General features: G+C 61.6%; 13 protein-coding genes and 2 tRNA genes. 11 read left to right on the top strand and 4 right to left on the bottom strand.

Features of this window, described 5'->3' with window-relative positions; genetic code table 11:
- Window positions 1-59 precede the first annotated feature (59 nt).
- The 8 genes from ACHFFR_RS09355 to ACHFFR_RS09390 all read left to right on the top strand — a co-directional run bounded on the left by ACHFFR_RS09355 (window position 60) and on the right by ACHFFR_RS09390 (window position 5,876).
- Window positions 60-133, top strand: a tRNA-Asp gene (locus ACHFFR_RS09355).
- 41 nt (window positions 134-174) lie between these two features.
- Window positions 175-247, top strand: a tRNA-Phe gene (locus ACHFFR_RS09360).
- A 103-nt stretch (window positions 248-350) separates the two neighbouring features.
- A complete protein-coding gene (locus tag ACHFFR_RS09365) occupies window positions 351-1,595 on the top strand; it encodes an ATP-grasp domain-containing protein (protein WP_394263998.1) in 1,245 nt (414 codons plus the stop codon).
- Between the two features lie 72 nt (window positions 1,596-1,667).
- Complete coding sequence (locus ACHFFR_RS09370; RefSeq protein WP_394263999.1) at window positions 1,668-2,942, top strand: peptidoglycan bridge formation glycyltransferase FemA/FemB family protein; 1,275 nt, start codon at window positions 1,668-1,670, stop codon at window positions 2,940-2,942.
- Between the two features lie 57 nt (window positions 2,943-2,999).
- Window positions 3,000-4,922, top strand: a complete 1,923-nt coding sequence (murJ, locus tag ACHFFR_RS09375; protein ID WP_394264000.1) for a murein biosynthesis integral membrane protein MurJ — start codon at window positions 3,000-3,002, stop codon at window positions 4,920-4,922.
- Window positions 4,919-5,281, top strand: a complete 363-nt coding sequence (locus ACHFFR_RS09380) for a hypothetical protein (protein WP_394264001.1) — start codon at window positions 4,919-4,921, stop codon at window positions 5,279-5,281. Before murJ ends, ACHFFR_RS09380 begins: the two co-directional genes overlap by 4 nt.
- Before the next feature lie 34 nt (window positions 5,282-5,315).
- A complete protein-coding gene (locus ACHFFR_RS09385) occupies window positions 5,316-5,450 on the top strand; it encodes a hypothetical protein (protein ID WP_394264002.1) in 135 nt (44 codons plus the stop codon).
- Between the two features lie 108 nt (window positions 5,451-5,558).
- The gene (locus ACHFFR_RS09390) at window positions 5,559-5,876 is read left to right on the top strand and encodes a hypothetical protein (RefSeq protein ID WP_394264003.1); all 318 of its coding nucleotides are present in this window, start codon (window positions 5,559-5,561) and stop codon (window positions 5,874-5,876) included.
- A gap of 439 nt (window positions 5,877-6,315) precedes the next feature.
- Here ACHFFR_RS09390 and ACHFFR_RS09395 read toward each other — a convergent pair whose 3' ends face one another.
- Window positions 6,316-7,476: an RtcB family protein gene (locus ACHFFR_RS09395; protein WP_394264004.1), complete on the bottom strand. Its 1,161-nt coding sequence runs from the start codon at window positions 7,474-7,476 to the stop codon at window positions 6,316-6,318.
- A gap of 542 nt (window positions 7,477-8,018) precedes the next feature.
- Between ACHFFR_RS09395 and ACHFFR_RS09400 the strand changes: the two genes are divergently transcribed.
- Window positions 8,019-9,293: a peptidoglycan bridge formation glycyltransferase FemA/FemB family protein gene (locus ACHFFR_RS09400; protein ID WP_394264005.1), complete on the top strand. Its 1,275-nt coding sequence runs from the start codon at window positions 8,019-8,021 to the stop codon at window positions 9,291-9,293.
- Between the two features lie 24 nt (window positions 9,294-9,317).
- On the opposite strand, the gene ACHFFR_RS09405 is transcribed toward ACHFFR_RS09400, so the two are convergent.
- Window positions 9,318-10,187, bottom strand: a complete 870-nt coding sequence (locus ACHFFR_RS09405; RefSeq protein WP_394264006.1) for a patatin family protein — start codon at window positions 10,185-10,187, stop codon at window positions 9,318-9,320.
- A 42-nt stretch (window positions 10,188-10,229) separates the two neighbouring features.
- Window positions 10,230-10,727, bottom strand: coding sequence for a thiol peroxidase (gene tpx, locus ACHFFR_RS09410; RefSeq protein ID WP_394264007.1), 498 nt, complete (start codon window positions 10,725-10,727; stop codon window positions 10,230-10,232).
- Between the two features lie 166 nt (window positions 10,728-10,893).
- Here tpx and ACHFFR_RS09415 point away from each other — a divergent pair, with 166 nt between their 5' ends.
- Window positions 10,894-11,382 carry a phage holin family protein gene (locus tag ACHFFR_RS09415; protein WP_394264008.1) on the top strand — a complete coding sequence of 163 codons (489 nt, stop codon included), beginning with the start codon at window positions 10,894-10,896 and terminating at the stop codon, window positions 11,380-11,382.
- Entirely contained in the window at window positions 11,382-11,708 is a 327-nt protein-coding gene (locus tag ACHFFR_RS09420) for a DUF3618 domain-containing protein (RefSeq protein WP_394264009.1), read from the top strand. Before ACHFFR_RS09415 ends, ACHFFR_RS09420 begins: the two co-directional genes overlap by 1 nt.
- Window positions 11,709-11,853: 145 nt before the next feature.
- Here the strand turns inward: ACHFFR_RS09420 and ACHFFR_RS09425 are convergent, their stop codons facing one another.
- Window positions 11,854-12,042: a BldC family transcriptional regulator gene (locus tag ACHFFR_RS09425; protein ID WP_394264010.1), complete on the bottom strand. Its 189-nt coding sequence runs from the start codon at window positions 12,040-12,042 to the stop codon at window positions 11,854-11,856.
- Window positions 12,043-12,324: the final 282 nt, after the last annotated feature.

Genomic DNA, 12,324 nt, shown 5'->3' on the forward strand with positions numbered 1-12,324 from the left:
CGGGTTCGAATCCCGTTGGGGGTACTGCTTCACCAGAAGCGGGTAGAAATACCAAATCTGGCCCTGTAGCGCAGTTGGTTAGCGCGCCGCCCTGTCACGGCGGAGGTCGCGGGTTCAAGTCCCGTCAGGGTCGCAGAGAAAACGCCCGGTTTCCACCGGGTGTTTTTCTACTCAGGCTCTGTAGCTCAGTTGGTAGAGCGTTCGACTGAAAATCGAAAGGTCACCGGATCGACGCCGGTCGGAGCCACACATCACAGCGACACTGCGCCCGCCGCGCGTCACACATCCACCCGTCAGTTGCCGGCTCGGTGAATGAGCGCCATTCTCGCTCAACCCGTACACTTATGTCTATGGCTACACCCCCGATTCTTCCCGTGGTCTTCGGTTCGGACGTGGCCGACTATTCGATCGCGCGCCTACTTCACGAGACCTTCGGGATAAAGACCCTTGTGATCGCGCAGTTCATGCGCGGGCCCGTCGACAATTCAAAGATCGTAGACGTACGCCTCGTGCCGCGCGAAACGTTCTACGACCCCAAGTTGCTCCTGCCTCTCTTCCATGAGATCGCCGACGAGTTCCCAGACCTGACCCCCGTCCTCCTTGGCAACGAAGACAACGTACTCAACATCGCCATGGCCCACCGCGACGAGCTGGAGCCCCGCTGGTTCCTACCGCTGTCCGACCGCTCGGTGCTCGACCTCGCGAATAACAAGGACGCGATGGCCTCCCTGCTCTCAGATCTCGGCTACGCCAGTCCCACCCATGTCAACATCGAGCTCGGTGATCCGAGCACGTGGGACGCCATCACATTCCTGCGCACGCCCCTGATCGCTAAACCGACGATCGGAGGCGACCAGATACGCTTCCACCAGACCGGGCTCCAAAAGGTCGCCAGTTTCGACACGCACGACCAAGCGCGTCAATATTTTGACGACGTCGCCAGCGCCGGTGGCACGATGGGTCTCATCGTTCAAGAACTCATCCCGGGCGACGACACCACGCAGTGGGTGATCAACGGTTATATCAACAAGCGCGGGGAAATCACGGCGATCGGTACCGGCCAGGTCATTCTCGGCATCCACGAACCAAATCTCATTGGAAACGCCGGCATCATTTATGTCCGTGAGAATGCCCAGCTCATCGAACAGGCCACGCGCATCCTCACCGCCGTGGGCCTACGCGGGTTCTTCTCACTGGACGCCAAGTATGACCCGCGTGACAACACGCCTTACTGGCTCGATCTCAATCCGCGGATTGGCCGAGGCAACTATTACTTGAAGGTGGGTGGCATAAATCTCGCAACGGCACTCATAGATGACATGGTGGGCCGCGCGCTCGCTGATCGCGGATCGGCCCAAACGCTCCAGCGAGAAGGCCTATTTTCGGTCATGCCTAAGATTCTCGCGAACCGGCACTACGTCGAGGATCCTGAGCTGTGGAAGAAAGTGAAGTCGCTAAAGAAACACGCCGTGGATCCACTCGACTACTCCGCCGACCGCCACCCCAAGCGCACACTGTTTCGCATAGCGGCAGGAATTAACCACGTGCGCCGTACTCGCATGTACTATCCGGAACTCACTGAGACCGGGTTCTGAATCACCCGTTCTGATTCCTGCGCCACGTGTGCGACACCGATAGAATGACCGGAGTGCAACAAAGGAGACTTTATGCGTTTTGCCCAGCTCACTGACACGGCCTACTCACGTTTCGCAGAACGTCAGGAGCGCATGTCGTTCGCCCAACTGCCGGCATATGCGGCGACTCGTCGAGATCAGGGGGCCGAGGTGTCCTTGGTCGGCGTCGTCGACGGCGATCCGGAACGCATCCTTGCCGCTGCGATCGTGTCCTACCAGCCGTGGAAGCGTGTTTTTAAGAGGGCGAACATCGTTTTCGGGCCGACGTTCGAAGAATACAGTCCTGAAGTTGAGCGCGTGTTCTACGAGGGGCTACTTGACTTCGTCAAACGTGATAAGTCGGTGCTGTCGGTTCGCGTCACTCCGGCAACGATTCGCAGGCACTACGACGACATTACGCCGGGTGACGAGACCGCGCAGGCACAAAACCTCGATCGCCTGATCGAGGATCTGGGCGGGCACCGCGTCATGTTGGACTTTTCCGAGCGCCCGGACATCCCCGTTCGCTTCTCCTATGTCAAGAACATTGAGGGCATGGACTTTGCCGCCGTACAAAAGTCCACAGGCCAGCAGGTCCGCACCGCGTTTAACCGCAAAGGAACAAACGGAGTGGAGGTGAAGTTCGCTTCGCCGGAGGAGGTCCACATTCTTGACGCCGTCCTCGAACACACAGCCGAGCGCACGGACATGGCGGAAATCTCGTCGTCGCGAATCTCCTATTACGCTTCACTGGCAAAAAATCTTGGCAAGGACAAGGCGTTTTTCCCCGTCGCGGTCTTGCATGCGCAAAAGTATCTCGACCAGATCGATGCGGAGCGAATTGAAGTCAATGACAAGCTCGAGGACTTCGCCAAGCGAGAGGCCGATCTCGAGGCTGAGGGTAAGGTGCTGGGCAAGAAGCAGCGCAACCAGATCAAGGAGCTCGAATCGCGCCTTGAGGTTCTTGCCAAACGCGAGGCGGAAACGTTGGAGGTCCAGGCCGAGCATGGAGACGAGGTCATCCTCGCCGCATCATTGTTCGTCGCTTCACCGAACGAGCTGACGTACATCGTTTCGGGCGCCTACTCGCAGTTCACGTCCTACTACGGCATCTACCTCATCCACCGAGAAATGTTTGAGTGGGCCACCGCCAACGACGTGAAGATCTATAACTTCTACGGCATCACCGGCGATTTTTCAGACGAGGCATCGGATGCGGGCGTCTTGCACTTTAAGCGCCAGTTCTCCGGCGAGGTCGAGGAGTACGTCGGAACATACGACCTGCCCGTCCGCCCGACGCTTGCCAAGACGCTCGGAGCTCTCGACTAGCGCGGGCTCACCGCCGGTTAGTCATCGACGCATCACGAACTGGGTACGATAGTGCGCATGTCAGATTTCCCGTATCGGGCTCGCCACGGTGAGGGCTACGGCCCGGCCACCGCGGCGTCCGTCCCCGGCAACAAGCCGGCACCTGAAGGCCAGGCCCCGGCCGGCGTCGGCGACGCGTCGGCGATCGCAGGTGCACAGACCGCCGGTGCGGGGGCGTCATTCGCGCCGAGCGGAGCCGCCGAGCACGTGCGCACGGCCGGCCTGACGCAGGCCGAAGCGGCCAAGGCGGGGCCGGATACGGAACAGATCGCTGTCGTCGGAAAAGATACGGCGCGCTCCTCGTTCGTCATGTTCCTTGGAACGCTCGTCTCCCGCATCCTCGGGTTCGTAAAGTCGCCGTTCCTCATGGGCGCGGTCGTGGGTCTGAACTCCTCGGTGGCGGGTTCGTGGGACATCGCCAACAAGCTGCCGAATCTGCTGTACATGGTGATCGCGGGCGGCCTGGTCAACGCCGTGCTCGTGCCGGCGATTGTGCGGGCCACGAAGGAATCGAAGGATTCCGGGCAAGACTTCATCAATAAACTTCTCACGCTGACCATGGTGGCGATGGGCGCCATCACACTTCTGCTCACGCTGCTAGCGCCGGTGATCGTCAAGATCTTCGCCTCCACGCTGCGCGACGATTGGTATTCGCTGACCGTCCTGTTCGCCTACTGGAGCCTGCCGCAGATCTTCTTCTATGGCCTGTACACGGTGTTCGGGCAGATCCTCAACGCCCGCGAAAACTTCGGGCCGTACATGTGGGCGCCGGTGGCCAATAACGTCGTGGCGATCGGCGGACTGCTCGTTATCTTGGCGATCTGGGGCTCCGAAAGCGCCACCGACCCCTCCCCTGTCTCAGCGTGGATGGGCGTGCGCGCGAGCACGCTCGCAGGCGTGTCGACCCTCGGCATCGTCATCCAGGCGCTCATCCTCATCATCCCGCTGCGCAAGGAAGGCATCCGGTTCCGCCCGGACTTCCAGTGGCGCGGCTCGGGGCTCGGGCGCGCGGGGCGGGCCTCGATGTGGGTTCTGGGCACTGTTGTGCTCGGCCTCGTGCCCACGATTCTGCTGACCACCGCGGCCGCAGGCGCCACGACCCGCGCTGTGGAAATGGGCATCCCCGTGGCGGAGGTGGCGTCGAACGCCGCCTACACGGCGGCCTACGCGCTGTACTCCCTGCCCACGTCGCTCATCACCGTCTCGGTGACCACCGCCGTCTTCACGCGCATGGCCCGCGCCGCCGCCCACGGCCGGCACTCCACCCTCGCCACGATCACCTCCCAGACACTGCGCATCGTGGCCACATTCAACTTCCTCGCGGCCGCCGGGCTGATCGCGCTCTCGCTGCCGCTTTCGCGCTTGATGCTGCCGTTCGTCAGCGTCGCGGAGATTCGCTCCCTCGCCCCGGTGCTCGCCACCTTGACGCTCGGCCTAATCGGCGTGGGCGCGGTGACCGTGTTCAACCGCGTCTACTACGCCCTCGAGGACACGCGCGGCGCCTTCTTCATCGGCCTGCCCTGGCAGGCCATGGGCGTGATCGGCTTCAGCGCCTCGATGCTCCTGCCCCCGCGCTGGGTGGTCGTGGGCATCGCGTTCACGATGGCCCTGTCCAACATCCTCGCGAGCATCGTCATGTACCTCGTTTTGCGCAAGCGCCTCGGCGGGTTCGACGACGTCCGGCTGATTTCCACCCACGTGCGGCTGGGAATCGCGGCGGTCGTCGCCGGCTTTGTGGGATGGCTGTGGGTCAACGTGTTCGGACTCGATGCGGTGGCCGCCTCGGTGCCCGCCGCCTTGGGGGCGATCGTCGTGGGTGGCGTGATCATCGTGGCGATCTATCTGATCTTGGCCTACCTGCTCAAGGTCGACGAGGTGGCGCACATCCTCTCGCCGCTCGCCAAAATCACTGAGAAGATCCGGGGCAAGATCGGGCGATGACCCGCGCCGTCGACCCCGCGTCCGTCACCTCCCGTGAGCTGGCGGAACAGCTGGTGGACGAGGGACTCCTCGTGAAGTTCTACCTCTACCCCGCCGAGTTCGGCGGCTCCGAGGCGGAAACCGATTCGCGCTACCTCCCCGCACAGGCCGCGCTCGAGAAGAACAAGTTCGACTCGATGGTCAGGCAACGCCTCGCCGACGGGCGACTCACCGGCTACTACTGCCAGCCCACGGATACGGGCGAGAGTCTCGTGCCGTCGTCGTTGAAGCTCATCACGCTGAAATCCGGGAGTCAGGTGTTCGTCTCGACGATCGAGGTGTGGGATCCGGAAGTTCCTTTTGCGGGCGCGCGAGCCTAAACTAAGACCAATCATTCCCACACGAAGGACTGCGATGGCTACCAATAATCCGCGTTCGAATGGAAACGGCCGCTTCGACCCGCGCAAGCACCGGTTCGCCACCTTCGCCGCAGTTCTCGGCGTCATTGCCGTGCTGGCTATCGTGGTCGGCCTTATTTGGATGGGATAGTAATTCGGCGCTATTTGCCGCAAAGCATTGTCCAGCTGAGAGTACCGCTACACGCTCGCGGAGTCGGGCATGCATTCGGGCAAGAAGATCGGACACGGTTGGAATGGTATGGACACCATACTCACACCGGGTAACATCGTCGGCTCCTCCGCAAACGACATCATCGGCATCGATAAAGCCGGTCGTATGATCGCCTACCGCGGTCTTTCCGACGGATCGATCACCACCCACGGCCAGATTGGTCATGGCTGGACGCAGTTCGACCAAGTCCTGATTCCAGGCGATGTCGATGGCAATGGAACCTTCGACATGCTCGGCATCCGCGGCGATGGCCGGATGTTCTTCTACGCCAATCCTGCGAACGGCTGGTTCTCGCCCGCCGTTCAGGTTGGCCACGGCTGGGGAGCTATGAAGCTCATCAGCTAGATCGCCTAATCCCCTATCGCGTGTGCCCCGGAGGGCAGGCCTTGCGGCCTCCCTCCGGGGCACACGTTTCTTCAAACACCGAGCCGCCCATCAACCGACACCCGGCACACCTGTTTAGAGAAGGCGCCCACTCACCCAGTCACAACGGCTTACGCCGGCCCCTCCGCAACTTCAGTGAGAATACGAACCGTTTTGGCCTTTCTGGCAACGACATGCTCGTATTTTCACTAAACTTGCGCGCCAAACACCGAGCCGCCAATCAACCGACACCTGGCACACCTACTCGGACAAGGCGCTTACTTATCCAGCCATGCCTTCTGCTCAAGGATCCCCGCCACCACGCTCACCCACCGCCGTGGCTTTCTCGAACAATCACGAGGCATGACGAGGAGACGCGATGGGGACTCATCACGAGCGAACGCTTGCTTACCGAACGTCCCTACGTTCCTTTGACGTTGACGATCTGCCGGAGCTTGTGGAGCACCCGCACCAGTGGTGCGGCGTCTTCCATCACGAGGTCGATGTCCTTGTAGGCGTCCGGAATCTCATCGATCCACGCCTTACCCGGCCGATAGACGATGCCCTTCATCCGCTTGTCGAGGTCGTGTTCGGTGAACCGCCGCTTGGCCTCATTTCGGGAGAACCGTCTGCCAGCACCGTGGGGTGCCGAGCGCAGACCATCATCGTTGCCCAGACCCTCGACCACGTAGGAGGCCGTCCCCATCGACCCCGGAATCAGGCCTTTCACACCTTCATCCGCGCGGATGGCTCCCTTTCGAGTGAGCCACACATCCTTGCCGCCGTGACGTTCGGGCACGGTGTAGTTGTGGTGGCAATTGATGCGTTCGACTTCCTCCACCGGGCGGCCCACGAATTCGCCCAGCCGCGCCGCAAGCCTATCCATCATCTCTTCGCGGTTGAGCCAAGCGAAGCGTTGCGCCCATTCAAGGTCGCGCAGATAGGCGGCGAAGGCATCGGTGCCTTCCTCGAGGTAGGCGAGGTCACGGTGCTCGAGCTCGATATTCTTCTTACCGCAGTAGTTCTGGGCTTCCCAGATGTACTTCTGCGCGATCTTGTTGCCTACCCCGCGAGAGCCGGAGTGGAGGAACATCCACACGGCGTCCGACTCATCTAGACAGAGTTCGATGAAGTGGTTTCCGCCGCCAAGCGAGCCCAGCTGTACGCGCCACTTCGGGGAATGCGAGAGGTCAACGCCGTTCTTCTTCGCGAGCGCCTCAAGCTCGCCTACTCGCCTCTTTGCTGAACCGCCACCCACCTTCGAGTTGTAGTTGCCGGGCGAGAGCGGGATCGAATCGATGATGGCGTCGCGCAGACGCCGCAGGTCTTTGCCGTCGAGGTCGCGGGCGTGGAACTGCGTGCGTACGCCGATCATGCCGCAGCCGATATCAACGCCGACGGCGGCCGGCAACACGGCTCCAACAGTGCCGAACACCGTGCCCACCGAGGAGCCGAGGCCAAAGTGTGCGTCGGGCATGAGGGCGACGTGTGGGTAGACGAAGGGCAGACGCGTGATCATGTGCGCTTGATTCAGGGTCTGCTCATCGACCTGCGACGCGAAATTCTTCAGTTCAACGGCCAACGATATACACCTACACGTGTGCTGCGGTCAGGAGTTAGAAGTCGATGTCTTCGTACCACGAGAGATTATCAGTGACGCGGTATCCGCATGTATCGCCAACGAAGTATTCTGAGCCCGGTTCTGACCGTTTGAACAGATGGTCACATGTGAACATGTCGCCCTCCGCGCATTGGTTCCACAGGCCATCGAGATAGCGTACCTCGCCGTACGATCCACCCTCGATATTGGAATTGCCTGTATCCGCCGGGACCTCCGGCATCGTTGCTCATGCGGATCCTTTCGCTCTGACCTCACTCATCACTCTAACAATCTCCTGAAAACATTCTCGGCGCGCCGCTACACCCACAAGCTGACAGACCGCGTCGCACCCCGAAAGCCCGCACCCAAATCTTCGTTAGACTGGCTTTGTCGGACTGCCTCCGCCAGATCGGCTTCGCCAGATCGGCTTCGTCAGACCGGCTTCGTCAGACCGGAGCGCAGGCCCCTAACCCGCAGCCCGCCTTCCGCCAACCGCCAACCCGCCAACCCGTCCAGGAGATCGAATGCGTTTCACCCGCCTTTCCGAACGTGCGTATGCGAATTTTATTGAGCGTCGCGATCGGGTGTTCTTCACCCAGCTGCCCGAATTCGTGGAGGCCCAGCGCGAGACGGGCCAGCAAGTCGACCTCGTCGGGGTCGTGGGCGGCGAACCCGAGCATCTGCTCATGGCGGCGGCCGTGTCCTATCAGCCGTGGAAGCGCTTCTTCCGCCGGGCGATGGTCATTTACGGCCCCACGATCAAGGACTACTCGCCTGACATCGAGCGCACATTCTACGAGGGCCTGAAGAACCTCCTCGCCGCGGACGGGCGCGTGCTCTCGGCGCGCATCACCCCGCGGATCGAGCGCCGCACGTACTCCGACATCGAACCCGGCCCTGAACTCGAGCGCGCCGGCGAATTCGAGCGGCTCATCGAGTCGTTGGGCGGACACCGCGTCATGCTCGATTACTACGACCGCCCCGACATCCAGATCCGCTACGCCTACGTCAAGGACATCGAGGGCATGAGCTTCGCGGACGTCACCAAATCCGTCAGCCAACACGTGCGCACGGCTTTCAACCGCAAGGGCACGAACGGCGTTGAGGTCCGGTTCGTCAGTCCCGACGACGTCGACATCCTGGCGGGCGTCCTCGAGTCGACCGCCGAGCGCACGGGCATGCACGAGGTCTCCACTCACTCTCTCGAGATGTATCAGCGCGTGGCCCGCAAGCTCGGCCCCGAGCACGCGTTCTTCCCCGTCGCCACCTTGCACACCGCGAAGTATCTGGAGCAGATCGCGGCCGAGCGCGCCGAGATCGAGGCGAAGGCCGAGCAGCTCCGCGAGCGCCGAAGCGCGCTGGAGGCCGAGGGCAAGAATCTCGGCAAGAAGCAGCGCAACCAGCTGCGCGAGCACGAGAGCCGCCTCGAGGTGCTCGACAGGCGCGAGGCCGAAACCCGCGAGGTCCAGGCTGCGCATGGCGACGAGGTCGTGCTCGCCGCCAGCTTCTTCCTGCACTCACCCGGTGAGCTGACGTATCTCTCGTCCGGCGCCTACGCCGAGTTCAATTCCTATTACGGCATCTACTTGATCCACCGCGAGATGTTCGAGTGGGCCACCGCAAACGACGTGAAGGTCTACAACTTCTTCGGCGTGTCCGGCGATTTCACCGACGACGCCTCCGACGCCGGCGTCCTGCATTTCAAGCGCCAGTTCGTCGGCGACGTCGAAGAGTACGTTGGTACCTACGATCTGCCGATTCGTCCCCGGCTAGCCAAGGCCCTCGGCGCCCTCGACTAACCCGCGAGCGCCGGCCCGCGCACCCTATTTACTAAGGAAATCGCGCAGCTGCGGCAGCTCCGCCAGAATCTGGAGCCTGCCCCGGTTAAAGTTCCGCTTCAGCCGCGCCACATTGCGCTCCTGATTCGAGACCATCATCTGCTTGGGCCAGAACACCCACGCCTTGCCAGCGGCCTCAAGCTCGCGCACCCGCTCGCGCGTGGCGTTGTACTTGTGCCAGCGCTCGTTCGTCGCCGATGCCACGAGCGGCAGGTTGGCAAGCATGCGGTCGAGCGCGCGCGGGTTGCGCGGCGGCCGCTTCACGTACTCGCGCGGCTGGGTCAAAACGATCACGAAGCGCTCAAATCCCGCCTCCTCAGCCGCATCGAGCGGGATTCCGCCCGACTCCCCAATCGCGCCGTCCACGTGCAGCTCCCCGCGGATCTCAGTGGGCGGCATGATGACGGGCATCGTCGACGACGCTCGCACGGCCCGCATGAGTTTGGCCGGCTCGTCGAGGTCGGCTTTCGTCCAGTACCGAGTCTCGCCGGTCACGGAGTTGAAGGAGCCGATCCGCACGTCGGCCGGGTTGGCGAGGTAGGACTGAAAGTCGTACGGGATCGGGCCGTCGTCGCGCGTGGCCTCTTCGTAAATGTAGGCGGCGTTGAACAGGCCCCTGCCTTGGGCGAATGAGCGCAGGTTGCCGAAGTTGGGGTCGGCGGCGAAGTCCACGAATGCGCGCCTGGCGCGTTCGCGTTCGCGGGAGAGGAAGTTCGATAGGTGCGAAGCGCCCGCGGAAATGCCGGCCACGAGGGGGAAATTCACGTCCAGATCGAGCAGCGCCTGCACGACGGGCGCCGTGTAACTCGCACGCATGCCACCGCCCTCAAAAATGAGGGCGGTATCGTTGATCATGCGGGGCGATTCACCCGCGTGGGGTTCGGCCAAAGCGTGCCTCTAGCTCAACGCTGCCTTCGCGCCGTCGTAGTCAGGCTCGTTCTTTCCTTCCGCGACCTGCTCGGTGTAGATGACCTTGCCGGCTTCATCGATGACGACGACGGCGCGCGAGAGCAACCCTTCGAGCGGGCCATCGGCCATCGTCACGTGGTAGTCCTCGGGGAAGGACGAACGGAACGCGGATCCGGTCACCACGTTGTCGATGCCCTCGGCGGCGCAGAAGCGATCGTGCGCGAAGGGGAGGTCCATCGATACGGCGACGACGACCGTGTTGTCGAACTCCTCAGCCAGCTTGTTGAATGCGCGCACGGACTGAGCACACACGCCCGTGTCGAGCGAAGGGAAGATGTTGAGAACGACGCGCTTGCCTGCGAAGTCGGAGAGCTTCACGTCGTCGAGATCCGAACCCGTCAACGTGAAGTCAGGGGCGGTCGAGCCGACCTCAGGGAGGTCGCCGATGGTCGTTACTGGATTACCGTCAAACGTAATGTTAGCCATGACACCACCGTAGCCACGCGGCGCCGCCACCAAAAGCAACTCACGCGGTGAGCATAAAAACGTCCACGATTAGCCAAGTTCTCTATAACAAGTCGAAAGATGGGGCGATTCCATGTCAAAATGAGAAGAACAATCTGGGCAACCACGCCCACGTAAAGGAGTACCCGTGACTGATAAGAAAACGAACGTAGGTGCGGACGGCGATCGTCCGGCACCAACCGATCACACGCCGGAGGGTCCCGCATCCCTCGCTGGCCAGGGTCCCATTGCACCAAAGAGCGGCCAGTCCGTCGGAGAGCTCATCGCCAAGGTGACCGCGCAGTTCTCGGCGCTGGTACGTGACGAGATTACGTACACGAAGCTCCAGGCCACGTCGAAGGTGAAGAAGCTCGGCATTGGCGGGGCTCTCCTTGCAGTCGCGGGCGTTCTCGCTCTGTACATGCTCGGCATGCTCCTCACGGCGGCAGCGATCGGCCTTGGTCAGGTCGTGCCTATGTGGGCAGGCTTCCTCATCGTGGCCGGCATTCTCCTGCTCATCATTCTGATTCTCGCGCTCATTGGCGCCAACCGGATGAAGGCTTCCAAGAAGCATGAAGTCAACCCGGCAGTCGGCCTCCAGAAGGATGTTGACGCGGTTAAGAAGGGACTGAACTAGTGACTGACGCACGCCACAAGAAGGCCGTTGACTACGAAGCACCCAAAGGTGTTCCTGACAACCGCTCGGCTGAAGAGATTGAGAAGGATATCCAGCGCGTTCGAGATGAGATGACCGAGACGGTCAACGAGCTCGCCGCGAAGCTGCACCCTGACACGCTCAAGGAGCAGGCCACCTCATTTGCGAAGGTCAAGATGGACGAAGGCAAGACCAAGGCGAATCACCTGGTTGAGGACGCGAAGGCCGGCGACACCCAATCCATCGCGATCATCGCCGCGGCGGTCATCGCAGTGGCCGCGTTCATCCTGCGAAAGATCTTCAAGTAGAGCGCCGATCTGACCAGATCCGAGCCTGATCGCGTCCTGAAGGTTGGCTCGATACGATTTCTAGACCACTACGATTTCTAGACTGCAATGGCGGGGCTGTGATTCACAGCCCCGCCATTGTCGTTCCTATGTCCTGAGTCTCCCGCTACTCGTCCGTTCCCTGCGAGCGCTTCATCGTCTCGAGCACGTCCTTACGCGGGAAACGCCGGTGTCCACCGAGCGTCCGCACAGACGGCAGCTTGCCGCTATCTGCCCACCGCGCCACAGTCTTGGGGTCTACGCGGAATAGGGCTGCAACCTCCGATGGAGTCATTAGTTCATTTTCAATATTCATGCTTCAAAACATCCTTGTATTAGCAGAGTTCCCACATCGAAGGGGGTGATGCGGAACCAGCGTCCATTGGTATGGTTCGACAGGGCGTTTGCCGACCATCTGCTTCCGGAACCAGCCAGATGTCAGACACTTCCCGCTGGGTCCTTGCAAGTTTTAGGGTACAACAACTTCGATTGAACCCGGATATCTTGATGTGCCCGGAGTGGAGGAGTGTGCCCGCCACCTACTGATTCTTGACTCTGAGACGAGTTGCGCTCCGCCTCGGCTAGCCGCCGATCCTCT

The sequence above is a fragment of the Trueperella sp. genome (genome assembly GCF_043424875.1).
Taxonomy (GTDB): domain Bacteria; phylum Actinomycetota; class Actinomycetes; order Actinomycetales; family Actinomycetaceae; genus Trueperella.